The sequence below is a fragment of the Pseudomonas sp. SST3 genome, assembly GCF_003325755.1.
Genome location: NZ_QORI02000033.1, coordinates 1 through 22367 on the forward strand (window position 1 = coordinate 1; position 22367 = coordinate 22367).

The 22367-nt window shown below is 55.8% G+C and carries 26 protein-coding genes and 1 pseudogene; 2 read left to right on the plus strand and 25 right to left on the minus strand.

Translation table 11 applies throughout. From position 1 onward, the window contains the following. A partial coding sequence (locus tag DQ405_RS28340; protein WP_168426046.1) for a co-regulatory protein PtrA N-terminal domain-containing protein occupies positions 1 to 158 on the minus strand: 158 nt, incomplete at its 3' end. Between the two features lie 412 nt (positions 159 to 570). On the opposite strand from DQ405_RS28340, the gene DQ405_RS21380 reads away from it, so the two are divergent. Beyond that, the gene (locus tag DQ405_RS21380) at positions 571 to 1251 is read left to right on the plus strand and encodes a heavy metal response regulator transcription factor (RefSeq protein WP_046164454.1); all 681 of its coding nucleotides are present in this window, start codon (positions 571 to 573) and stop codon (positions 1249 to 1251) included. A gap of 65 nt (positions 1252 to 1316) precedes the next feature. Here DQ405_RS21380 and tcmP read toward each other — a convergent pair. The 9 genes and pseudogenes from tcmP to DQ405_RS21420 all read right to left on the minus strand — a co-directional run. Beyond that, positions 1317 to 2120 (minus strand): annotated as a pseudogene (gene tcmP / locus DQ405_RS21385) (three-Cys-motif partner protein TcmP); the annotation flags it as partial. Next, complete coding sequence (locus DQ405_RS21390; protein ID WP_168426047.1) at positions 2098 to 2535, minus strand: hypothetical protein; 438 nt, start codon at positions 2533 to 2535, stop codon at positions 2098 to 2100. The gene DQ405_RS21390 and the pseudogene tcmP, both read right to left, overlap by 23 nt. Before the next feature lie 347 nt (positions 2536 to 2882). Continuing rightward, positions 2883 to 3287, minus strand: a complete 405-nt coding sequence (locus tag DQ405_RS21395; RefSeq protein ID WP_168426048.1) for a hypothetical protein — start codon at positions 3285 to 3287, stop codon at positions 2883 to 2885. Positions 3288 to 3289: 2 nt separating this feature from the next. Then, complete coding sequence (locus DQ405_RS27060) at positions 3290 to 3982, minus strand: hypothetical protein (protein ID WP_174824704.1); 693 nt, start codon at positions 3980 to 3982, stop codon at positions 3290 to 3292. A gap of 298 nt (positions 3983 to 4280) precedes the next feature. After that, complete coding sequence (locus DQ405_RS27065; RefSeq protein ID WP_174824705.1) at positions 4281 to 5327, minus strand: hypothetical protein; 1047 nt, start codon at positions 5325 to 5327, stop codon at positions 4281 to 4283. Further along, positions 5320 to 6873 (minus strand): site-specific integrase, encoded by a 1554-nt coding sequence (locus DQ405_RS21405; RefSeq protein ID WP_168426049.1) that lies wholly within the window; start codon positions 6871 to 6873, stop codon positions 5320 to 5322. Before DQ405_RS21405 ends, DQ405_RS27065 begins: the two co-directional genes overlap by 8 nt. After that, entirely contained in the window at positions 6870 to 7712 is an 843-nt protein-coding gene (locus DQ405_RS21410) for a tyrosine-type recombinase/integrase (RefSeq protein WP_342030438.1), read from the minus strand. The genes DQ405_RS21405 and DQ405_RS21410 overlap by 4 nt, the downstream gene beginning before the upstream one ends. A gap of 498 nt (positions 7713 to 8210) precedes the next feature. Beyond that, positions 8211 to 8705 (minus strand): single-stranded DNA-binding protein, encoded by a 495-nt coding sequence (locus tag DQ405_RS21415; RefSeq protein WP_158186157.1) that lies wholly within the window; start codon positions 8703 to 8705, stop codon positions 8211 to 8213. Between the two features lie 182 nt (positions 8706 to 8887). Beyond that, positions 8888 to 10255, minus strand: a complete 1368-nt coding sequence (locus DQ405_RS21420; RefSeq protein WP_168426050.1) for an MFS transporter — start codon at positions 10253 to 10255, stop codon at positions 8888 to 8890. A 131-nt stretch (positions 10256 to 10386) separates the two neighbouring features. Between DQ405_RS21420 and uvrA the strand changes: the two genes are divergently transcribed. Further along, positions 10387 to 13224, plus strand: a complete 2838-nt coding sequence (gene uvrA, locus DQ405_RS21425) for an excinuclease ABC subunit UvrA (protein ID WP_168426051.1) — start codon at positions 10387 to 10389, stop codon at positions 13222 to 13224. Between the two features lie 104 nt (positions 13225 to 13328). Here the strand turns inward: uvrA and DQ405_RS21430 are convergent, their stop codons facing one another. From DQ405_RS21430 to rpsN, 15 genes are all read right to left on the minus strand, one after another. Then, positions 13329 to 14789, minus strand: coding sequence for a catalase (locus DQ405_RS21430; protein ID WP_168426052.1), 1461 nt, complete (start codon positions 14787 to 14789; stop codon positions 13329 to 13331). Positions 14790 to 14971: 182 nt separating this feature from the next. Beyond that, on the minus strand, positions 14972 to 15358 hold the full coding sequence (gene rplQ, locus DQ405_RS21435) for a 50S ribosomal protein L17 (RefSeq protein ID WP_019339959.1): 387 nt from the start codon (positions 15356 to 15358) through the stop codon (positions 14972 to 14974). A gap of 45 nt (positions 15359 to 15403) precedes the next feature. Continuing rightward, on the minus strand, positions 15404 to 16405 hold the full coding sequence (locus DQ405_RS21440; RefSeq protein WP_168426053.1) for a DNA-directed RNA polymerase subunit alpha: 1002 nt from the start codon (positions 16403 to 16405) through the stop codon (positions 15404 to 15406). Positions 16406 to 16427: 22 nt separating this feature from the next. Next, on the minus strand, positions 16428 to 17048 hold the full coding sequence (rpsD, locus tag DQ405_RS21445; RefSeq protein ID WP_168426054.1) for a 30S ribosomal protein S4: 621 nt from the start codon (positions 17046 to 17048) through the stop codon (positions 16428 to 16430). 17 nt (positions 17049 to 17065) lie between these two features. After that, positions 17066 to 17455 carry a 30S ribosomal protein S11 gene (gene rpsK, locus DQ405_RS21450; protein WP_019339962.1) on the minus strand — a complete coding sequence of 130 codons (390 nt, stop codon included), beginning with the start codon at positions 17453 to 17455 and terminating at the stop codon, positions 17066 to 17068. Between the two features lie 30 nt (positions 17456 to 17485). Continuing rightward, entirely contained in the window at positions 17486 to 17842 is a 357-nt protein-coding gene (gene rpsM / locus DQ405_RS21455; RefSeq protein WP_045430560.1) for a 30S ribosomal protein S13, read from the minus strand. 131 nt (positions 17843 to 17973) lie between these two features. Then, entirely contained in the window at positions 17974 to 18090 is a 117-nt protein-coding gene (gene rpmJ / locus DQ405_RS21460; protein WP_021209367.1) for a 50S ribosomal protein L36, read from the minus strand. Positions 18091 to 18118: 28 nt separating this feature from the next. Further along, entirely contained in the window at positions 18119 to 19447 is a 1329-nt protein-coding gene (secY, locus tag DQ405_RS21465) for a preprotein translocase subunit SecY (RefSeq protein ID WP_168426055.1), read from the minus strand. Further along, positions 19448 to 19882, minus strand: coding sequence for a 50S ribosomal protein L15 (rplO, locus tag DQ405_RS21470; RefSeq protein ID WP_168426056.1), 435 nt, complete (start codon positions 19880 to 19882; stop codon positions 19448 to 19450). A gap of 3 nt (positions 19883 to 19885) precedes the next feature. Then, positions 19886 to 20065 carry a 50S ribosomal protein L30 gene (rpmD, locus tag DQ405_RS21475; protein ID WP_003281818.1) on the minus strand — a complete coding sequence of 60 codons (180 nt, stop codon included), beginning with the start codon at positions 20063 to 20065 and terminating at the stop codon, positions 19886 to 19888. A gap of 2 nt (positions 20066 to 20067) precedes the next feature. Further along, a complete protein-coding gene (rpsE, locus tag DQ405_RS21480) occupies positions 20068 to 20568 on the minus strand; it encodes a 30S ribosomal protein S5 (protein ID WP_019339966.1) in 501 nt (166 codons plus the stop codon). 3 nt (positions 20569 to 20571) lie between these two features. Further along, on the minus strand, positions 20572 to 20922 hold the full coding sequence (gene rplR / locus DQ405_RS21485) for a 50S ribosomal protein L18 (RefSeq protein ID WP_019339967.1): 351 nt from the start codon (positions 20920 to 20922) through the stop codon (positions 20572 to 20574). A gap of 10 nt (positions 20923 to 20932) precedes the next feature. Beyond that, positions 20933 to 21466 (minus strand): 50S ribosomal protein L6, encoded by a 534-nt coding sequence (rplF, locus tag DQ405_RS21490; RefSeq protein ID WP_025240350.1) that lies wholly within the window; start codon positions 21464 to 21466, stop codon positions 20933 to 20935. A 12-nt stretch (positions 21467 to 21478) separates the two neighbouring features. Further along, complete coding sequence (gene rpsH, locus DQ405_RS21495) at positions 21479 to 21871, minus strand: 30S ribosomal protein S8 (protein WP_003281824.1); 393 nt, start codon at positions 21869 to 21871, stop codon at positions 21479 to 21481. 186 nt (positions 21872 to 22057) lie between these two features. Beyond that, positions 22058 to 22363, minus strand: coding sequence for a 30S ribosomal protein S14 (rpsN, locus tag DQ405_RS21500; protein ID WP_025240349.1), 306 nt, complete (start codon positions 22361 to 22363; stop codon positions 22058 to 22060). Positions 22364 to 22367: the final 4 nt, after the last annotated feature.

The window sequence follows — 22367 nt, forward strand, 5'->3', positions numbered from 1 at the left end:
TGAGATTGGTCCTTCTTGTCAGCCTGATAACTAGCGATCGCTAGCTGGCGAGCCTGCTCCAGACGAGCAAAGGTACGATCACCACCACCCTCTGCCATCGCATAGGTAGAGCTTGCCGCGATGGCGAGCAGTACGGAAAGAAATCTGAAAAGTTTCATCGCTTGTTACCTCGTTGAAAGACATGAACTACCCAGCACCGCTCTAAGCAGAGTCTTGGGCTAGGGCTTGTGTCTAAGCTAACCGAGCGTTCCTGTCAGATCCCTGATCTAGACATTACGGTTTCGTCAGTAATGCAGGCAAGCAGTTAGCGAAAGCGAAAGCGTGTATGCGCTTTTCGTTCTGACAATAGGCCTTGTTTCCTGCCGGCAAAAAAAAGGCGCCATCTAGGCGCCGATAGGCCAAAGGAGCATGGAAAAGGCCAAAAAGCAGAGTGTGGGAGCAACTGCTGATGTAGACGTTAGCGCTACAAGCTGTCAGACAGATGATGCGGGCATTACGTTTCTGTAAGGTACTGGCTGCAAGATCTGAGAGTCGGCACACTGTGATCTCAATGCAGGCGGAGTACTTTCAATGAAGCTTCTTGTTGCTGAAGATGAGCCGAAAACGGGCACCTACCTACAGCAGGGGCTCACTGAGGCGGGCTTCACTGTCGATCGGGTTCTGAATGGGACCGATGCTGCTCAGCATGCGCTTAATGCGGCATACGACCTGCTCATCTTAGATGTGATGATGCCTGGTTTGGATGGGTGGCAGGTTTTACAGAAAGTCCGCGCGGCCGGTAATGAGGTCCCCGTGCTTTTCCTCACCGCCAGAGATGGGGTACAGGATCGCGTAAAGGGGTTGGAGCTGGGCGCTGATGATTATCTTATCAAGCCGTTTGCATTCTCCGAATTGCTCGCCAGGATCCGTACGTTGCTTCGCCGCGGCAACCATGCTCCCAACCAAACGATACTCAAGCTCCTCGACCTTGAGATGGATCTGCTGAGACGTCGGGTTACGCGCTCGGGGAAACGCATAGACCTAACCGCCAAGGAATTCGCACTTCTTGAGCTATTGCTTAGGCGTCGCGGGGAAGTCCTGTCCAAATCGCTCATTGCCTCCCAGGTATGGGACATGAACTTCGATAGCGACACCAATGTGATCGAGGTGGCGGTACGGCGGCTGAGAGCGAAAATTGATGATGAATTCGAGCCGAAGCTCATACAAACAGCTCGTGGGATGGGCTATTTGATCGACGCGCCAGACGCCTAGAGTGTAATAGCAGCTATCTTCTCTCGATGGGCCAACTACTCTACCTGGTCTGTCCCGGGCCGAGCCTAGCCTTCTGAGTTATACTTATTCAGTGGCGGCAGGAAGAAGATGGGTCGCTGCGGGGGCGCTATCAAAATGTCAGTAGATTTGATGCTTGTGCCCTTGCGGCGCTTAGTTTTGCCATCTTTGCCGATCGCCAGCAGATCACCGGTCGCGACAGCCATACCGAGCGCCTGCTTTACACGAAGCTCGTCAGCCATGGTGTAATTGGTCAATCCACTCATCAGGCCCAGAAAAGGTTGCCGTTCAACCTCGTAGACCTGCTTAGGCAAGAGCTCTGAAAGCTCGCCACGGATGCGGTCATCCGTGGCATCGTCGAAGTGGTGCTCATCCAGCAGCAAATCGTGCTGACCTGTCACGGCGATATCCCGATTGGCGTCGTAACCAAAAAAGCTGGAAGGCGACAGCATATGGGAAAAGTTGTTGCCGTATTTCCAGTGGATCTTCTTCATCACATCATTAGCGCGGTAGTTGTTCGCCAGATGGATAAACCAATAGGCCATCGGGTTGCTGCCGGCCGGACGAATGAAGAAGACGGTCATGTACTGGGCACCGCTTTCCTGCTTGATCCCCTCGGACAGATAGCGCTGGATCAGGTATTGCCAGCTCCGTGGCTGATGCGCCTTCAGCTGTTTAAGCATGTCCCATGGCACATGCTGATCCAAGCCGATATTTGCAATGGCTTTCCGGTTCGCTTGGCGGTCGGCTAGATACATAACCAAAAAATCGACATTGAAGGTCAGCAGGACCTCGGCTTTGTTGAGATTCTGGAAAATCCATTTGATCTTAGGGAACGGCACATCGCCATAAGTACCCCAACTGTATGACTCGATCTCTCATCCCCGGCGAAAGCGATTTTATGAACACTCGCGACTTGGCGGGGACTTCGAAATCGAGAAGCGCGCAGATGTCGGCGGTGCGCTCGACTGTTGCGCAGTAGCGAAGAGAGCCCAGGCCATTGAAGTCGACACGCCAGCGACTGTTACGAATAGAAGGGCCGGTGATGTAGCGGTCGGGATCAAATAGCAGAACTTTGTTTCCCTTGGCGTTTTCCTCATAAGGAAGCCGCTTACCGGTGAACGCTTCCCAGAGGTAGCAGGCCTTGCGGATGTAAGCGCCGCCAGGCGCTTCAGCCAGGGCCTCGAGCAGGTCCCGCTCTGGCAGCTTGGGCAGCGCCTGTGCAAGGACGGCCATGTTCATACCCTCGTGCTTGAGGGCGAACAAGACGTGTGCCAGGTGGTGGTCTGCCGGCGGCGCCATCCGCTGGGGCACGACTAGGCAATTGTCCCCCTCCTCTACCCGCGTTACCGGACGAACAAGGGCGGGCTGCTTTATCGGAATGACGCGCAGGGACAGTGCACGCACCAAATGTGCATATCCAACAAATTGGCAAACCAGCTCTTGCACACTCAATTTTTTGTCTACCGCGCTTATTATTTGTAAATATCCAAAGGAGACTAACAAAATTTCTCAAACGAGGTTTCGCAGAGCCGAGCACTACTGCCACGCCGATCCCGGCTCAAAATGAGCGCAAAAACCACCGCACGATCGGTGACGAGGTAATCAAGCGCCTATTCAGACGAGTCACGGTCGATCGCTGGGAGGTGGTCGTCCAAAACCGCCTTTGTTAAGCCGCGCTTTTCAGCGTTGTACTGCCAACGGACAAACCGTTCAATCAAGCGCTCGTTTTCAGCTATTAAACGGGAGTTTTCGCTTTCAAGCTTAAAAATACGCTGTTCGGCAATAGCGAGACTCTGCGGCCGCTTGCTGGGCGTCGCACCTGCCTTTAGCTGGATTTTCTTTTCGCTGAACGCTGACTTAATGGGGCCATGCGCGTTAAGGGTTTGGCGAGTTGGCCGAAACCCGATTACCTCACCTGCTCTATCACAAAGCCCCTCCCAAGTTAGCTTTCCTGACCATGCGTCAATCAAGTCGGTAAGGATCCGGAAGTCTCGCTCTGTCAAATGCCTGGCCATAGTCAGAACGTCTCCGGCTTTGGCTTTGGCTTTGGCTTTGGCTTTGGCTTTGGCTTTGGCTCTGGCTCTGGCTCTGGCTCTTTAGGTTCAGAGGCTAACCGCGGCAAACTCTTGCGTGCCGCAATCTCCCGTTGTAGCGGACTGAATTCCCGGTCATTGTTCTGCCTGATCACACTGCCATCAGGCACCTCTGGTGACTCTAGGATATGAATGATCTGGTCAATGCGCTTCAGAGCTTCGATCTGATGCTGGCTCCAGCGGTCAGCGCCGTCATAGCCCGCGGATTGAGCGGCTTTCGCCTTTTCTAGCTGAATTACAGTTACATCACGCTGCGTTTTGATATTTTTTAGCTTTATAGCATCGCCTTTCACGCAGACATGTTCGGAACAGTTCAAGCAATCCCGGTGTATCTGGCAGGGCAACATGGAAAAATCGTGGCCGCAATAGCCGAACACGGTGACATGGGCAATGGAATCACCCGCGGCTCCAATATCGGCAAGCGTAACCGGCGCCTTAGTCTCGCTTTTTTGAGGCAAACCACTCGGTAACGCCCGCTCTGTAAGTTTGGTGCGCTCCTTTTCAGTCACATGGTTGTAGACGGCATTTTGATGAATGTTCGCCCGCCCCGACCACTTGGCGATGTCCAATTGCCCTAGATTGCCACGCTGGGCAGCGGTATTCAGAAGGTGCCGCATTTGATGGGACGTCATCGATATGTCAGAACCGTTCGGGTTCTTATAACCGTGTCGTATCCATATACTTCGCTCTTGGCCTGGGATTTGATTAAGATCTGTCGTGAACAAGCTTTTTCCTGGAGTCCAAAGCTTGACACGGCTAGTGCTAATATCAGACCTAAACTCATGGCATCGATAGCAGCAGAGCATTTCGGAATACTTTAATCTGCGATCTCCGTCGTACCATGGAAAGGTGCCAGGGAGTTCACTGCGGCAGTATTCATTCAAAAACGCTAGTGTGAGAGGTTCGTTGGCCAGTTTACGAGCAGCATATGGTGCATAGTTTTTTAAAATACGCGTCGATAAGTCCCTTGTTACCAGCCCATAACAGGCCCAGTGCCAAGCACACTTGCTCGCTAGAAAGCGGCGCTGTTTCGGAAACATCAGGGCAATCGTCGTGTCGATAAAATCGTGACGGGTTTTCTTCGTACCACTTTGCAAGCTTGCGTCCCTCCGATGAAAGCTCTACGAGGCGTCGCACTGCATCTTTCGCAACATCCTCAAAGAACGAAGGCACATATTTGATATCCCAACCGCCCCCTTTGCCAGCAAAAAATCGAAGTCCCAAACGATTTATTCCTTCACTATCCCTATCTTCGTGAAGGACTTGTAGCGGAAGAGTTTGAACCTCACTGATTCGAGACGGGGCGCACATGAGCAGCCCAAAGATGGAAGTCGTAAATCGGTCACGCGGCTCTTGAAGGTCATTGCTAAACATTTCGGCCATGGCTTCAAGCTGATGATTCTGAGGAAGCTTCTCTGAGCGTTTTTCCCGGGTTTCTGCGTCAGTACGGTTGATCTCCGCAGGCTTTGATATGGGATTTCGCCACTCGATGCGGCTAGGAATGATCAGACTCTCGTTCAAAAACCTAATCAGCTTCGTCAGGGCGGCTCCTGCTTGGTAAGCTGTAGTCTGATACTTTCGAGCTATTTGCGCTGCAACATCAATTACTACGGAGTCAACTAGGGTTATATCGGCTTTGCCTTTAACCGATAGTAGTGCAGGCTCGATACAACGGAGAGCTTTAAATTCGTTCTTTAGCTTAGTTGGATTCAACCCTTGCTGATACCGAACATAAGCCTTGGCGAACGGAAGGAAGTTAGAATCGAGCACTTGCTCCGTCGTATATCCTCTCGCCGGCGCACCCATCACGGTAAAATTTCCAACTTTTGGCCAAGCATCTGAGTACCAGTCCAGCTCGTGGCCAAAGACTGTTAGCCGGTCTCGGCACATCTCAATGAAGTCCGCGAGATTTTGCCGTGCATCCCTCTCATGCTTAGGTGCAAATAGCATGATCTCAGCCACTGCCGATCTCCCCTTGAGCCACCTTGCAGCGGTGAATCACATCGCTGACGGCAAGGATTAGTCGATCATTAACCGAAGCAATCTTGTAGTCGCCCGTTTGATCCGCTATCCGGTCACGATCTTCGATTAGTCGCGCGAGTACCTCTTCATGAGGGCCGTTGAGCCAAGGCTGAAAGTGTGAGCACGTATAACAAGCAATAGGTGCGAGAGCCCCACAGAAGCCATAGCTGCCACAGCTGCCCACATTGCCTTCGCCATTAGAGATACGACTCGACGGGTCGGTGCCGCGCCGCGCTTCGCTTTCTGAGGTAATCAGAACGCCTTTGAAGGCCTGGGCGATCGGACCTAGCTGGAGCGCGACTGCTTTATCGATACGCTTAACAATGTCGGGCATATTCTTGACGTAGACGCCAGCATTCTGAAGATCAGAGTGATCTAGGGCTTCGGCAATTACATACACGCCTTTGCCCTCACGCGCTAGGTTTGTACCAAGCGTATAGCGAAAGCGTCGTGAATTAAGGCGCATTGGAATGCCAGTTCGCTCACTGACAATAGAAAGAGTGTCCCCCACGACATTCATCATTTCCTTGATATGTTGAGTAGGCAAATGCAAGAAATCTCCTGACAGTTTAGCGGCCAACTGATCATAGGTGATATTCTCGACCTTCACAGGAAATAGGGGAAGCTCCCTCCACACATTTGGAGGAAGTTTTTTTTGCCCAGTTATATTGGAAAAATATCTTTTGACTGCAGAAGCCTGCTTTATCAGCATGCGCCACAGATCCTTAACGATTACATACGCCTTAAAGCCACTCCTCCAGCCTGCCCCTCTCTGCTTCGCTCGCGGAACATTTATAACGTATTTCCCGCGCGCCTTAGCGATGTCTTTTATTTTCAAGGCTGAGACTTGAACAGGACGACGCCCAGTCATAACAATTATCATCGCGCAGCTTATTGTTGAGCGACTCAGTTCCGTATTGCAATACGCGTCAAGCAGCCCCGCAACAACACCCTGCATCTCAACATCGGTTAGCGGACCTGATTCCGGGCACATTGAACGAACAGCATTCCCTTTGGAATTCCCCTTCAAGGTCCACTGATCAAGGAGCCTTTCTGCTTCCCCCGAAACCCCCTCGTACCCTAACCGAACCCACTGCCGAGCGAATCCGCGGATAACTGCCAGATACCACTCGGTTTCATTGTTTAGGGTAGAGCGATAGGAAATGAACGACTCTACACTAAATGGAGTAAGGCCAACGGTGCTTTCGAAATATGCCTTGCATCTCGAAAACTGGTTCGCTGTGTGACTGCCAGAATGCGTCTTTGCGAAATGAGACAGTACTCTTCTGAAGCTGTTACTTAACGTCTGATCAAGCGTTTGATTAATGACATCGATAGGAATTGAAGTATCTTTATTCAATACCCATGTCGCGCCATTAAACCAAACAAGGTAACCATCACGGGAGTAAAACGTTTCCCGCTTTGCCTCTAGAAACCCCGCATCTATTGAACGCACGTCCTTTCGCAAGTCTATATAATTATTCATGACGCGCCCTTAGCTTTTTTCGGCAGATACTTCTCCTGAAGAGCCAGCGCCGCTTGTTGTGCTTTTTCTTTAATATGTCGACTATTATAAGTTTGCGCACGGCCCGAAGTTTCACTCCAACCCATAATAAAGGAGCGAGCGTTCTCTTCTTCTTCCTGTGTCATGCCGTTTGCATCAGCAATGCCAGAGAAGTCGTAATTCCAGTTGTGACGTAAGGCGTGTGCATGGAAACCAGCCCCAGCTACTCGGTCTGCTAGCTCCCCCATCAGCTTACCGAAGGCTGAGAGCGACAGCGGAGAGCCTTGAGTAGGGCCTGCCTTGTGGGTGACAAAAAGATAACCGTGCTTTCGCGCGTTAGGTACCCTTTGCCGCTCCGTCATTACATAAACTCGGATCTTTTCAACGACTTCGGAAATAACTGATATTTCCCGCGGTCGTGTCTTGGTGGTTGGCTGGTGCTTTCTAGCGTCTCCCTTGGCGTCAGCACGCCTCACGATTTTGAGGGTGTTCGTTGCATAATTGCAGTCCCGGATTTTCAAGTTCAGAAGCTCTCCTCTCCTCATACCAGTAAGGCGTAGGATCGTGAACATCAATGCGTTACGTAGCTGCACTCCATAGACCTTAGCGGGGTTGTTGGATGACCCAGGCCTAAGCGCATCCTCCAACGCCTGAATAACCTCACTTGGAAGATGAACATCATCCAGATCACCCGAAGATTTGCTAGGTTTGATCGGACGGCTTGCCCTTATCGCAGTGACCATCGCCTGAATACGGCCAGCCGTTATATCTTTTCCAATCCTGTTCGCTAGAAATTCAACGTAGTCTGCAATAACGGACAACCTGAAATAATGGGTACTGGGACCAACTACCTTGCGCTTTCGCTTGGTTGAGACGACTCTACATCGCTAGCTAGGGAGCGCTGCAGAAAATCGCTTAATTCCCTGATCTGATTCTCGTTAAGGGTCTTGCTTTGCGAAAAAACCGATTCAAGATCCACGCCTACCTTATCTTCCCAAGCGCAGAGTGCCTTGAGCGCGTGCAGCGCATTGGTAATGGAGTTTGCCGCGAGCGAACCATTTCGTAGCATCCAGGTTGCGTATAGGGTCTGGTGATAGAGAGGCATTCCATCTTCGTCCACTAAGACCGAAAAGCGCTCTCCATCGACAGCCCTGAACCTGCGCACTGAAATACCCATTACCCCCCCGAAATATTACTTTTCTGCTTGGTGTCAGAATAGCTGAACTTCTGCTGGAAAGACTTTACGTAGGCTGAAAAGCAAAACCCCCGCAGTGCGGGGGTTTCAAGCTCAATCTTTACGTAAGTGTCTAAGGTAGGACCTAGAACGGGATATCGTCGTCGAAACTGTCATAGTCCGGAGCAGGCTGCTGAGCAGGCTGCGGCTGAGACTGCGGACGCGACTGCTGCTGCGGCTGCGAATCGCGCTGCGGACGCGGCTGGGACTGGCGCGGAGCGTCGTCCGAACTGCCACCGCGGCCACCGAGCAGTTGCATCGTGCCACCCATGTCCACTACTACCTCGGTGGTGTAGCGCTTGACGCCGTCCTTTTCCCACTCGCGCGTCTGTAGACGGCCTTCGATGTAGCATTGCGAGCCTTTGCGCAGGTATTCACCGGCAATTTCGGCGACCTTGCCGAACAGCACAACACGGTGCCATTCGGTACGTTCCTGCTGCTGTCCGGTCTGTTTGTCCTTCCAGCTGTCGGTGGTAGCCAGCGTAATGTTGGTCACCGCATTGCCATTGGGCATGTAGCGGGTTTCCGGGTCGCCGCCGACATTGCCGATCAAGATGACTTTATTCACCCCTCTGGCCATGGGTAACTCCTTTATCTCTGCATGAATTGGGTTGGCTCACTGGGGAGAGTCCCCGCAATCCGGGGAAAAGCCAATGACCGTGAATCTTACCTTACCGCCCCATGTCGGCCAACCGGCGCGACCTCAGGCAGTGGAGCAGTAGACAGCATACGAAGCCGTTGACGCTCAGCGAACAGCCTGCCTCAGGCTACTAGGCGATCAAGAGCGGCGCGATCCAGGACCTGCATGTCGACCTTGACGTAGGCGGCCGACTCCTCGGCGATCACTACAGCATCCGACACACCCGGAACCGCCAGCATATGCTCGGCCAGTGCAGGGTTGCATACGGCATCGGCCGATAGCGGTAGCCGCAGACCGGTGACGTAAGGTGGCTCACGCATGCGCCACACCACCATCAGCCACAACCCGCAGAGCACGGCGCAGCCGGCGAAAACCAGCGCAAGGCCGCCCTGCTGATAAAACCATCCACCCAGGACGCCGCCAATACCGGCACCGAGAAACTGGCTCGTGGAGTAAACACCCATCGCCGTACCCTTGCCACCGGCCGGCGCCACCTTGCTGATCAGCGAAGGCAAGGAGGCTTCCAGCAGATTGAATGCGATGAAGAACACGATCATGCCGACGACCAATGCCCAGAGCCCGTTACCGAGCCACCAGAAGAACAGCTCGGCGAATAGCAGAACCCCCACGGCGCCCAAGACGACGCGCTTCATCTGCCGCTTTTTTTCGCCATAAATGATGAAGGGCACCATGCCGAAGAATCCGACCACCAGGGCGGTGAGATAGACCCACCAGTGCTCATCCCTGGGCAGCGCCGCTTCGTCCACCAAGGCCAGCGGCAATGCGACGAAACTGGCCATGAGAATCGCATGCAATACGAAGATGCTGAAATCCAGGCGCAGGAGGCTCGGATGACGCAGCGTCTCGCCGAGCGCCTGCCTGGCCACACCCGACTCACGATGGCGCAGATGATGATGGGCGCGCGGCAGCGTGGCAACGACCAGCACACCCAACAGCGCCATTGCGGCCGTCGTCCAGAACAGGCCGGACAGACCGAACGCACGCGTCAGCAGCGGCCCGAGAATCATCGCCACCGCGAATGAAACACCAATGCTCATACCGATCATCGCCATCGCCTTGGTGCGATGCTGCTCGCGGGTGAGATCCGACAGCAGCGCCATCACCGCTGCTGATATGGCACCGGCGCCCTGCAGCACGCGGCCAGCGATGACACCCCAAACGGAATCAGCCGTCGCGGCGAGTACCGCACCCGCAGCAAAGATCAGCAAGCCAAAGTAGATCACCGGCAGACGGCCAATTCGATCAGAAAGCATGCCGAACGGAATTTGTAGCACCGCCTGGGTCAAACCATAGGCACCGATAGCGAGACCAATCAGTGCCGGCGTGGCTCCCTGCAGCTCCATGCCATAGGTCGCCAGGACTGGCAGCACCATGAACATGCCGAGCATGCGAAACGCGAAAACCAGGGCCAGCCCGGATGCTGCGCGAGTTTCGCTGGCGCTCATGCGCTCGCTGTAGGGATCCTGCATGTGGGGTCTCGCTTGAATTAACCGGCGGCGATTCTAGCAGCCATCCCCTGCTTGGCACAGGCTCGCTGCTTTGGCGTGATGTCGCTGCTGGCCGTATACTTTCGGGTTTTCGCCCGCCATGCGAGGCTGCTTTGGACAAGATTCTGATTCGTGGGGCTCGGACCCACAACCTGAAAAACATCGACCTGACTCTGCCACGCGACAAGCTGATCGTGGTTACTGGCCTGTCAGGCTCCGGCAAGTCCTCGCTGGCTTTCGATACGCTTTACGCTGAAGGCCAACGCCGTTACGTCGAATCCCTGTCGGCATACGCCCGGCAATTTCTCTCGATGATGGAAAAGCCGGACGTCGACACCATCGAAGGGCTCTCCCCGGCCATCTCCATTGAGCAAAAATCGACCTCGCACAACCCGCGGTCGACGGTCGGCACCATCACCGAAATCTACGACTACCTGCGCTTGCTCTATGCGCGCGTGGGCACGCCGCGCTGCCCCGACCACGATGCGCCGCTGGAAGCCCAGACGGTCAGTCAGATGGTTGATCAGGTCTTGGCATTGCCGGAGGGGCGCAAGCTCATGCTTCTCGCCCCGGTCATTCGTGAGCGCAAAGGCGAGCATCTGGCAGTATTCGACGAGCTGCGCGCCCAAGGCTTCGTGCGCGCACGAGTCAATGGCCGATTGCACGAACTCGATGAACTGCCGAAGCTGGACAAGCAGAAGAAACACTCCATCGACGTTGTCGTGGATCGCTTCAAGGTGCGCAGCGATCTGCAACAGCGGCTCGCCGAATCCTTCGAGACCGCGCTGAAGCTTGCCGATGGCATCGCGCTGGTGGCCTCGATGGACGAGGATGACGATCATGAGGAAATGATTTTCTCGGCCCGCTTCGCCTGCCCCGTCTGCGGCCATTCAATCAGCGAGCTCGAGCCCAAGCTGTTTTCGTTCAACAATCCGGCCGGAGCATGCCCAACCTGCGACGGCCTGGGGGTCAAACAGTTCTTCGATGCCAAACGCCTGGTCAATGGCGAACTGACCCTGGCTGAGGGCGCTATCCGCGGCTGGGATAGACGCAACGTCTACTATTTTCAGATGCTCGGCTCCCTCGCCTCGCATTATGGTTTCAGCCTCGACGAGCCGTTCGATTCGTTGCCGGCCGAGCAGCAGAAGGTGGTGTTGCGCGGCAGCGGCAAGGAGAACGTCGACTTTCGCTACCTGAACGACCGCGGCGATATTGTCAAACGCTCGCATCCCTTCGAGGGCATCATCCCCAACCTCGAGCGCCGCTATCGGGAAACCGAGTCCAATTCGGTGCGTGAAGAATTGGCCAAATATCTCAGCACTCAGCCCTGCCCAGAATGCCGTGGCACCCGGCTGCGCCGTGAAGCCCGCCATGTCTGGGTTGGCGATAAGACCCTGCCGGCGGTGACTGGACTGCCAATTGGCGATGCCACCGAGTATTTCGGCGGCCTCACGCTTAGCGGCCGCCGTGGCGAGATTGCCGACAAGATTCTCAAGGAAATACGCGAGCGCCTGCAGTTCCTGGTCAACGTCGGCCTCGATTATCTGACGCTGGACCGCAGCGCTGACACTCTTTCAGGCGGCGAGGCTCAGCGCATCCGCCTGGCGAGCCAGATTGGCGCGGGACTGGTCGGGGTAATGTACATTCTCGACGAGCCCTCGATCGGCCTGCATCAGCGCGACAACGAACGCCTGCTCGGCACCCTGCGCCACCTGCGCGACATAGGCAATACGGTGATCGTCGTCGAGCACGACGAAGATGCCATACGCCTCGCCGACTATGTTGTCGATATCGGCCCGGGCGCCGGGATACATGGCGGACAGATCGTCGCGGAGGGCACGCCCGACGAGGTGATGAGCAACCCCGCCTCGCTAACTGGGGGCTATCTCTCAGGCCGCGTGAAGATCCTTTATCCCGAACAACGCACGCCACGCGATGCTGACAAGCTGCTCAGACTCAAGGGCGCGCGAGGCAATAATCTGCGCAACGTTGATCTGGAAATCCCGGTCGGGCTACTCACGTGCATCACCGGCGTATCCGGCTCGGGCAAGTCGACACTGATCAACAACACGCTGTTTCCGATCACGGCCACCGCCTTGAACGGGGCAACGACACTTGAAGTCGCACCGCACGATTCATTCGACGGCTTGCAGCACCTGGACAAAGTGGTAGATATCGACCAGAGCCCAATCGGCCGCACACCACGCTCGAACCCGGCGACTTACACCGGCCTGTTCACACCGATCCGCGAGCTGTTCGCGGGCGTCCCGGAGGCCCGTTCACGCGGTTACGGGCCTGGGCGCTTCTCGTTCAACGTTAAGGGCGGCCGCTGCGAAGCCTGTCAGGGCGATGGTGTAATCAAGGTGGAAATGCATTTCCTGCCTGATATTTACGTGCCCTGCGACGTCTGCAAGGGCAAGCGCTACAACCGCGAGACGCTCGAGGTGAAGTACAAGGGCAAGAGCATTACCGAGGTGCTCGGCATGACCATTGAGGAGGCCCGTGAATTCTTCGACCCGGTGCCGGCGGTGGCTCGCAAGCTACAGACGCTGATGGATGTGGGACTGTCCTATATCAAGCTCGGGCAGAGCGCGACCACGCTGTCAGGCGGCGAGGCTCAGCGGGTTAAGTTGTCCCGAGAGCTATCCAAACGGGACACCGGCAAGACCCTTTACATTCTCGACGAGCCCACCACGGGGCTCCACTTCGCTGATATCCAGCAACTGCTGGATGTGTTGCATCGGCTGCGTGACCACGGCAACACCGTCGTGGTCATCGAACACAACCTGGATGTGATCAAAACCGCCGACTGGCTGGTTGATCTCGGCCCCGAAGGGGGCTCTAAAGGCGGACAGATCATCGCAACCGGCACGCCTGAGCAGGTTGCCGAGATGCCACAATCGCATACCGGCCACTTCCTCAAGCCGCTGCTAGAGCGTGACAAGCACTAACTCGGCACGGAACATCGCCGCGCCAATTGGCGTTAACGTTTTTGGTACCGGAAACGAAGAAGCCCGCAGCGATCACTGCGGGCTTCTTCGTTGCACCTTGCGGTTTAGGCCAGTGCGTCCTCAACCGGGAGGTCTAGCATCTTGGCGATGCCCGTACCGTAAGCTGGGTCAGCCAAGTAGCAATGCTTGATATGGCGCAGCTTGATGTGCCTTGCCGCATCTCCCATAGCCCGAGCGGTGTTTTCGAACAGACGCTGCTGTTCGTCGGCCTTCATGAGGCGGAACAGATCACCCGGCTGGGTGAAGTAGTCCGCATCATCCGTACGAAAATCATAACGGGCACCGGCACCTTCGAGCGCCAGAGGCGGCTCGCTGAAGTCTGGTTGCTCCTGCCATTCGCCGTAGGTGTTCGGCTCGTAATGCAAACGGCCACCCTGATTACCATCCACGCGCATCGAGCCATCGCGGTGATAGCTGTGTACCGGGCAGCGCGGTGCGTTGACCGGAATCTGGTGATGGTTCACACCCAGCCGATAGCGCTGCGCGTCGCCGTAGGAGAACAGGCGCCCCTGCAGCATGCGATCAGGGGAGAAGCTGATGCCCGGCACTACGTTGGCAGGCGTAAAAGCAGCTTGCTCGACGTCCTGAAAGTAGTTGTCGGCGTTGCGGTTCAATTCGTAGTAACCGACTTCGATCAGGGGATAGTCCTTCTTCGACCAGACCTTGGTCAGGTCGAATGGATGGAAGCGATAGCTCGCGGCCTCAGCTTCCGGCATGACCTGCACGTACATGGTCCAGCGCGGGAAATCGCCACGCTCGATGGCCTCGAACAGATCGCGCTGTGAGCTTTCGCGATCGCTGGCGACGACTGCGGCGGCTTCCGCATCGGTCAGGTTCTTGATGCCCTGCTGTGTCTTGAAGTGGAACTTGACCCAGTAGCGCTGGTTATCAGCACTGATAAAGCTATAAGTGTGCGAGCCGAATCCGTGCATGTGTCGATAGGAGGCCGGGATACCGCGATCACCCATCACATAAGTGATCTGGTGCAGCGCCTCAGGTAGGCCCGTCCAGAAATCCCAATTATTGTTGGCGCTGCGCATGTTGGTGCGCGGGTCGCGCTTGACCGCGTGGTTGAGGTCAGGAAATTTCAAAGGGTCGCGGAAGAAAAACACCGGGGTGTTGTTGCCGACCATGTCCCAGTTGCCCTGCTCTGTGTAGAACTTCAGCGCATAGCCACGAATATCTCGCTCGGCGTCCGCCGCGCCACGCTCACCGGCCACAGTGGAGAAGCGCGCGAACATCGGCGTCTTCTTGCCTACCTCGGAAAAGATCGCCGCCTTGGTAAAACGAGTGATGTCTTGGGTCACCACGAACTCGCCAAACGCGCCGGAGCCCTTGGCGTGCATGCGCCGCTCGGGGATCACCTCACGATCAAAATGCGCCAGCTTTTCCAGGAACCAAACATCCTGAAGCAGCATGGGCCCACGAGGGCCGGCCGTCATTGAGTTCTGGTTTTCAGCTACTGGCGCACCGGCAACTGTCGTCAATCTAGGCTTGTCAGTCATTTTCACGCTCCTTGAACAGCTATCCGTAACTACAGCGAAGCCGGCTATACCGGCGGCATGGAAACGATCATAGAAAGCCGGACGGAGCGAGGCCAATGCGTTGAATCAAACCCGACGATAGAAAATACGAATATAAAAAAACCGAGCCCAGGGGCTCGGTCTTTTTTCCGAAAAGCCGAAGCTTATTCGGCCGCTTCCACTTCACCGGTAACCGGACGGTCAACCAGTTCAACGTAAGCCATCGGTGCATTATCCCCAGCGCGGAAACCGCACTTGAGGATACGCAGGTAACCGCCCTGACGGGTGGCGTAACGCGGACCCAGATCATTGAACAGCTTGCCAACGATAGCCTTCGAGCGAGTACGGTCGAAAGCCAGACGACGATTGGCGACGCTGTCTTCCTTGGCCAGGGTAATCAGCGGCTCGGCAACGCGACGCAGCTCTTTAGCCTTGGGCAGGGTTGTTTTGATCAGTTCGTGCTCGAACAACGACACCGCCATGTTCTGAAACATGGCCTTACGGTGAGCGCTTGTGCGGCTGAGATGACGGCCACTTTTACGATGACGCATGATTGAAATTCCTTACCAAACGATCAGTTCGGTGACTATGGGCGATCAGGCCGTAGCCTTATCGTCCTTCTTGAGACTAGCCGGCGGCCAATTGTCGAGGCGCATGCCGAGGGACAGACCACGGGAGGCCAGAACGTCTTTGATTTCGGTCAGAGACTTCTTGCCCAGGTTCGGCGTTTTCAACAGCTCGACTTCGGTACGCTGAATCAGATCACCGATGTAGTAGATGTTTTCTGCCTTGAGGCAGTTGGCCGAACGAACGGTCAGTTCCAAGTCATCAACTGGACGCAACAGGATCGGATCGATCTCGTCTTCCTGCTCGACCACGACTGGCTCGCTGTCACCCTTGAGGTCGACGAACGCGGCCAGCTGCTGCTGCAGAATGGTCGCGGCACGACGGATCGCCTCTTCGGGATCCAGGGTTCCGTTGGTTTCCAGGTCGATGACCAGCTTGTCCAAGTTGGTACGCTGCTCAACACGAGCGTTTTCGACAACATAAGCAACGCGACGAACCGGACTGAAAGTCGAGTCGAGCTGAAGACGGCCGATGCTGCGGCTCTCGTCTTCGTCGCTCTGACGAGCGTCAGCCGGCTCGTAGCCACGGCCGCGAGCGACCTTCAGCTTCATGTTGATCGAGCCATTAGCCGCCAGGTTGGCAATCAGGTGATCGCCATTGACGATTTCGACATCGTGATCCAGCTGGATATCGGCAGCGGTAACAGCGCCCGCGCCCTTCTTCACCAGGCTCAAGGTCACTTCATCACGGCCATGCAGCTTGATGGCGATACCTTTGAGGTTCAGCAGGATTTCGATGACATCTTCCTGCACGCCCTCGATAGCGCTGTACTCGTGGAGCACACCGTCGATCTCAGCCTCGACCACAGCGCAGCCGGGCATGGAGGACAACAGGATACGACGCAGCGCGTTGCCCAGGGTATGGCCGAAACCACGCTCGAGAGGCTCGAGAGTGATTTTGGCACGGGTCGGACTGACCACCTGCACATCGATATGGCGGGGGGTCAGGAACTCATTTACCGAAATCTGCATGGATACACCTATTTTCTAGCCCTTACTTGGAGTAGAGCTCGACAATCAGGTTTTCGTTGATGTCGGCAGACAGATCACTGCGAGCCGGAACACTCTTGAAAACACCGGATTTCTTGTCGGTATCTACTTCGACCCACTCAACGCGACCGCGCTGTGCGCACAGATCCAGGGCTTGGGCGATGCGCAGCTGGTTACGGCACTTCTCACGAACGGCGACCACGTCACCCGCCTTCACTTGGAAGGACGGGACGTTCACGGTCTTGCCGTTGACACTGATTGCCTTGTGGGAAACCAACTGACGCGACTCGGCACGAGTAGAGCCGAAGCCCATGCGGTAAACCACGTTATCCAGACGGCACTCCAGCAGTTGGAGCAGGTTTTCACCGGTAGCGCCCTTACGGCTGGCCGCTTCCTTGTAGTAACCGCTGAACTGGCGCTCGAGCACGCCATAGATACGGCGAACCTTCTGCTTTTCACGCAGCTGAGTGCCGTAGTCAGACAGACGACCACGACGCTGACCATGAACACCCGGTGGGGTTTCGATATTGCACTTCGATTCGAGCGCGCGTACACCACTCTTCAGAAAGAGATCGGTGCCTTCACGACGAGACAGTTTGCACTTGGGACCAATATAACGAGCCATTTCTCACTGTCTCCTGATTACACGCGGCGCTTCTTCGGCGGACGGCACCCGTTGTGCGGGATTGGCGTCACGTCGGTGATGCTGGCGATTTTATAACCACAGCCGTTCAATGCACGAACGGCAGATTCACGGCCCGGACCAGGACCCTTGACGTTCACGTCGAGGTTCTTGAGGCCATATTCCAGTGCCGCCTGACCAGCACGTTCAGCAGCCACCTGGGCAGCGAACGGCGTGCTCTTACGAGAGCCACGGAAACCGGAACCACCGGACGTAGCCCAGGACAACGCATTGCCTTGGCGATCGGTGATAGTGATGATGGTGTTATTGAAAGACGCGTGGATATGGGCGATGCCATCAACCACCGTCTTTTTGATTTTCTTACGAGGACGAGCAGCAGGTTTTGCCATGATTAGATTCCTGTCGATGCGCTAACGCGATTACTTGCGGATCGGCTTACGCGGACCCTTACGGGTACGAGCGTTGGTCTTGGTGCGCTGACCGCGTACCGGCAGACCACGACGATGACGCAGGCCGCGGTAGCAACCCAGGTCCATCAAGCGCTTGATCTTCATGTTGACTTCGCGACGCAGGTCACCTTCAACGATGAACTTGCCCACTTCGCCACGTAGCAGTTCGACCTGCTCGTCGGAAAGATCCTTGATTTTTGCTGCCGGATTTACACCGGTAGCTGCGCAGATAGTCTGCGCGCGAGTGCGACCAACACCATAGATGTAGGTCAGCGAGATAACAGTGTGCTTGTTATCCGGAATGTTTACGCCTGCAATACGGGCCATTCAGTGAAACTCCAATTGACAGCTACCCAACGCCCCGGAAGCCAAGAAAAGGGCGCGAGATACTAACGCTGTAATAACAAATAATCAACCCGGCAGCGCACTAGCTGCCGGGCTCGAGCTTTAGCTCACAATCAGCCTTGGCGCTGCTTGTGACGCGGTTCTGCACTGCAGATCACCCGAATGACGCCTTCGCGCCGGACGATTTTGCAGTTACGGCACAGTTTCTTGACCGATGCACGAACTTTCATGACAACTCCTGGAACCTTACGGGTTGAGTTAGCGGAGCATTCCGCTGCCATAGCCCTTCAGGTTGGCTTTTTTCATCAGGGAATCGTACTGGTGAGACATGAGGTGCGATTGAACCTGGGACATGAAGTCCATGACAACCACAACCACAATCAACAAGGACGTCCCGCCAAGGTAGAACGGCACGTTTGCAGCCACCACAAGGAACTGCGGAAGCAGGCACACGGCCGTCATGTACAGGGCACCGAACATGGTCAAGCGAGTCAGCACACCATCGATATAGCGTGCCGATTGCTCACCAGGCCGAATCCCTGGGATAAACGCACCGGACTTCTTCAGATTTTCCGCAACGTCTTTCGGATTGAACATCAATGCCGTATAGAAGAAGCAGAAGAAGATGATACCGGCACTGAACAACAAGATGTTCAACGGCTGACCAGGGGCGATGGACTGAGAAATATCAGCCAGCCACCCCATGTTCTCCGACTGCCCGAACCACTGCCCGAGCGATGCAGGGAACAGCAGGATGCTGCTGGCGAAAATCGCAGGGATAACACCCGCCATGTTCACCTTCAACGGCAAGTGGCTAGTCTGCGCAGCAAAGACCTTGCGACCCTGCTGACGCTTGGCGTAATGCACGGCGATCCGCCGCTGACCACGTTCAATGAACACCACGAAACCAATGATGGCAACGGCCAACAGCCCAACAGCCAGCAGAGCGATGATATTGACATCCCCCTGCCGAGCGGACTCGAAAGACTGACCGAGAGCGCCAGGCAAGCCCGCAACGATACCGGCGAAAATCAGCATTGAAATGCCGTTACCGACACCCCGTTCGGTGATCTGCTCACCCAACCACATCATGAACATCGCACCAGCCACGAAGGTGGTGATAGCCACGAAGTAGAAGCCGAAGTCAGTACTGAACGCGACACCCTGGCCAGCGAGGCCGACCGACATACCAATAGCCTGCACGATCGCCAGCACCAGCGTACCGTAACGCGTGTACTGGCTGATCTTGCGACGACCGGCCTCACCTTCTTTCTTCAATTGCTCCAATTGCGGGCTGACAGCGGTCATGAGCTGCATGATGATCGATGCCGAAATGTACGGCATGATCCCCAACGCAAAAATACTCATGCGCTCCAGCGCACCACCGGAAAACATATTGAACAGGCTAAGGATGGTCCCTTCGTTCTGACGGAACAGCTCGGCCAACCTGTCGGGATTGATTCCCGGCACCGGGATGTGCGCGCCAACCCGATAGACGATGATCGCCATCAGCAGAAAACGCAGACGAGCCCAGAGTTCAGAAAGCCCGCCATTACTCAGCGCGGAGAGAGCACCTTGCTTAGCCATTTATTCCTCGAACTTGCCGCCAGCTGCTTCGATAGCCGCACGCGCACCCTTGGTGGCAGCGACGCCTTTCAGAGTTACCGCGCGACCAACCTCGCCGGACAGCATGACTTTCACACGCTGTACGTTCTGATTGATGACGTTGGCATCCTTGAGGCTCTGCACAGTTACGATGTCGCCTTGAACCTTGGCCAGCTCAGAGGTGCGTACTTCAGCACGATCCATAGCTTTCAGGGAGACGAAACCGAACTTGGGTAGACGGCGATGCAGAGGCTGTTGACCGCCTTCGAACCCGGGAGCAATCTTGCCGCCAGAGCGGGAAGTCTGACCCTTGTGACCACGGCCACCGGTCTTGCCGAGACCGCTGCCGATACCACGGCCCGGACGCAGCTTTTCGCGACGGGCACCTGGCGCAGAACGCAGATCGTTCAGTTGCATGGCTTAGCCCTCCACACGGAGCATGTAATAAGCCTTGTTGATCATGCCGCGATTTTCAGGAGTGTCCTGAACTTCGACAGTGTGACCAATGCGACGCAGACCGAGGCCCTTGACGCAAAGCTTGTGATTGGGGATACGACCGCTGACGCTTTTGATCAGCGTGACCTTGACGGTGTTAGCCATGATCAGGAAATCTCCTCAACGCTCTTGCCACGCTTTGCAGCGATCGACTCAGGCGACTGCATGGCTTTCAAACCCTTGAAGGTGGCATGAACCACGTTCACAGGATTGGTAGAGCCGTAGCACTTGGCCAGGACGTTCTGCACGCCAGCAACTTCCAGGATGGCGCGCATGGCACCACCGGCAATGACACCGGTACCTTCAGAAGCAGGCTGCATGTACACCTTGGAGGCGCCATGAGCAGCCTTGGTAGCGTATTGCAGCGTGGTGCCGTTCAGATCGACCTGGATCATGTTGCGGCGAGCCGCTTCCATGGCCTTCTGAATGGCGGCCGGAACTTCGCGGGACTTGCCACGACCGAACCCTACACGGCCCTTACCATCACCCACCACGGTCAACGCAGTGAAAGTGAAGATACGGCCACCTTTTACTGTTTTGGCGACGCGGTTAACTTGAACCAGCTTCTCAATGTAGCCTTCGTCGCGCTTTTGCTCGTTATATGCCATAACTTAGAACTCCAGCCCGCCTTCACGAGCAGCATCAGCCAGTGCCTTAACACGACCGTGGTACTTGAAGCCAGAACGGTCGAACGCCACCTGGGTGACACCTGCGGCCTTAGCACGCTCAGCGACCAGCTGACCAACTTTCTTGGCAGCGTCGACGTTGCCGGTGGCACCGCCGCGCAGTTCTTTGTCGAGAGTCGAGGCACTGGCCAGGACCTTGCCGCCGTCGGCCGAAAGGACCTGGGCGTAGATGTGCTGGGAAGAGCGGTACACACAAAGGCGTACGGTTTCCAGCTCGCGCATCTTCAGGCGTGCCTTGCGAGCGCGACGCAGACGAGTAACTTTCTTTACGCTCATTTGCTATGCCCTACTTCTTCTTAGCTTCTTTACGACGGACCACTTCGTCCGAGTAACGTACGCCTTTGCCCTTGTAAGGCTCTGGGCGACGGAAGTCACGGATTTCAGCGGCCACCTGACCGACCAGTTGCTTATCGACACCCTTGATCAGGATATCGGTCTGGCTGGGGGTCTCAGCGGTAACGCCTTGCGGCAGTTCATACTCCACCGGGTGCGAGAAGCCGAGAGCCAGGGACAGTACTTGACCTTTGGCTTGCGCCTTGTAACCAACACCAACCAGCTGAAGCTTGCGCTCGAAGCCTTGGCTGACGCCAATCACCATGTTGTTAACCAGCGCACGGGTGGTACCGGCCATGGCACGATTTTGCTGATCGCCATTACGCGCAGCAAAACGGAGCTCACCGGCCTCGTGGATCACTTCCACAGACGAGTGCACGTTCAGTTCGAGAGTACCCTTGGCACCCTTCACCGAAAGCTGCTGGCCGGCCATGTTGAATTCAACACCAGCGGGCAGCTTGACGGGGTTCTTAGCAACGCGAGACATGCTTATCCCCCCTTAGAACACTGTGCAGAGCACTTCGCCGCCAACGCCAGCAGCGCGAGCAGCCCGATCAGTCATCACACCTTTGTTGGTGGACACGATCGAAACACCCAGACCGCCGCGTACTTTCGGCAACTGATCAACGGATTTGTACTGGCGAAGGCCAGGACGGCTTACGCGCTTCAACTCTTCGATAACCGGACGGCCTTCGAAGTATTTGAGCTCGATAGACAGCTGCGGCTTGGCGTCGCTGCTGACGTTGTATCCTGCGATATAGCCTTCACCTTGAAGAACGTTGGCTACAGCCACCTTCAATGTGGAAGACGGCATGCTTACGACGGACTTTTCGGCCATCTGGGCATTACGGATACGAGTTAGCATGTCCGCTAACGGGTCCTGCATACTCATGGGCGCTTGGCTCCTAATTCAAAAAAATAAGCCCGCTAGGGCTCGTGTCGCCTGCTAGATGAGCGGACGCCTAGAGGCGTGACTCGGGCGAGCCGGACATTCTAGAGACAGTTCAGAAACGAATCAAGCCCCATAAGGGGCTTGATTCGACAACTGCGGTTCCGACAGAAACTGCCGGAGCGCCTATTACCAGCTGGCTTTAACCAAACCTGGTACGTCACCACGCATTGCAGCCTGACGCAACATGTTACGTGCAAGGCCGAACTTGCGATAAACGCCATGCGGACGACCGGTCAGACGGCACCGGTTGCGCAAACGCGAAGCACTGGCGTCACGCGGCTGCTTCTGCAGCGCCACCTGAGCTTCCCAACGCGCCTCTGGAGACGACTCGGGGTTAGCGATGACCGCCTTCAGCGCAGCACGCTTCTGAGCGTACTTGGCAACCGTCTGCTGACGCTTCAGCTCGCGGTTTTTCATGCTTTGCTTAGCCATTTCC

Excerpts from the sequence above, each read along its gene's own strand:
- rpmJ (WP_021209367.1), bottom strand. The coding sequence starts at position 18,090 with ATGAAAGTTCGTGCATCGGTCAAGAAACTGTGCCGTAACTGCAAAATC.
- rplF (WP_025240350.1), bottom strand. The coding sequence starts at position 21,466 with ATGTCTCGCGTTGCTAAGAACCCCGTCAAGCTGCCCGCTGGTGTTGAA.
- DQ405_RS21430 (WP_168426052.1), bottom strand. The coding sequence starts at position 14,789 with ATGACTGACAAGCCTAGATTGACGACAGTTGCCGGTGCGCCAGTAGCT.
- DQ405_RS27060 (WP_174824704.1), bottom strand. The coding sequence starts at position 3,982 with ATGCGGCACCTTCTGAATACCGCTGCCCAGCGTGGCAATCTAGGGCAA.
- rpsE (WP_019339966.1), bottom strand. The coding sequence starts at position 20,568 with ATGGCATATAACGAGCAAAAGCGCGACGAAGGCTACATTGAGAAGCTG.
- rpsD (WP_168426054.1), bottom strand. The coding sequence starts at position 17,048 with ATGGCTCGTTATATTGGTCCCAAGTGCAAACTGTCTCGTCGTGAAGGC.
- DQ405_RS21405 (WP_168426049.1), bottom strand. The coding sequence starts at position 6,873 with ATGAATAATTATATAGACTTGCGAAAGGACGTGCGTTCAATAGATGCG.
- rpsN (WP_025240349.1), bottom strand. The coding sequence starts at position 22,363 with ATGGCTAAGCAAAGCATGAAAAACCGCGAGCTGAAGCGTCAGCAGACG.
- rplQ (WP_019339959.1), bottom strand. The coding sequence starts at position 15,358 with ATGCGTCATCGTAAAAGTGGCCGTCATCTCAGCCGCACAAGCGCTCAC.
- rplR (WP_019339967.1), bottom strand. The coding sequence starts at position 20,922 with ATGAGCGTAAAGAAAGTTACTCGTCTGCGTCGCGCTCGCAAGGCACGC.
- DQ405_RS21420 (WP_168426050.1), bottom strand. The coding sequence starts at position 10,255 with ATGCAGGATCCCTACAGCGAGCGCATGAGCGCCAGCGAAACTCGCGCA.
- DQ405_RS21440 (WP_168426053.1), bottom strand. The coding sequence starts at position 16,405 with ATGCAGATTTCGGTAAATGAGTTCCTGACCCCCCGCCATATCGATGTG.
- rpmD (WP_003281818.1), bottom strand. The coding sequence starts at position 20,065 with ATGGCTAACACCGTCAAGGTCACGCTGATCAAAAGCGTCAGCGGTCGT.
- DQ405_RS21380 (WP_046164454.1), top strand. The coding sequence starts at position 571 with ATGAAGCTTCTTGTTGCTGAAGATGAGCCGAAAACGGGCACCTACCTA.
- secY (WP_168426055.1), bottom strand. The coding sequence starts at position 19,447 with ATGGCTAAGCAAGGTGCTCTCTCCGCGCTGAGTAATGGCGGGCTTTCT.
- rpsK (WP_019339962.1), bottom strand. The coding sequence starts at position 17,455 with ATGGCAAAACCTGCTGCTCGTCCTCGTAAGAAAATCAAAAAGACGGTG.
- rplO (WP_168426056.1), bottom strand. The coding sequence starts at position 19,882 with ATGCAACTGAACGATCTGCGTTCTGCGCCAGGTGCCCGTCGCGAAAAG.
- DQ405_RS21415 (WP_158186157.1), bottom strand. The coding sequence starts at position 8,705 with ATGGCCAGAGGGGTGAATAAAGTCATCTTGATCGGCAATGTCGGCGGC.
- rpsM (WP_045430560.1), bottom strand. The coding sequence starts at position 17,842 with ATGGCCCGTATTGCAGGCGTAAACATTCCGGATAACAAGCACACTGTT.
- DQ405_RS21395 (WP_168426048.1), bottom strand. The coding sequence starts at position 3,287 with ATGGCCAGGCATTTGACAGAGCGAGACTTCCGGATCCTTACCGACTTG.
- rpsH (WP_003281824.1), bottom strand. The coding sequence starts at position 21,871 with ATGAGTATGCAGGACCCGTTAGCGGACATGCTAACTCGTATCCGTAAT.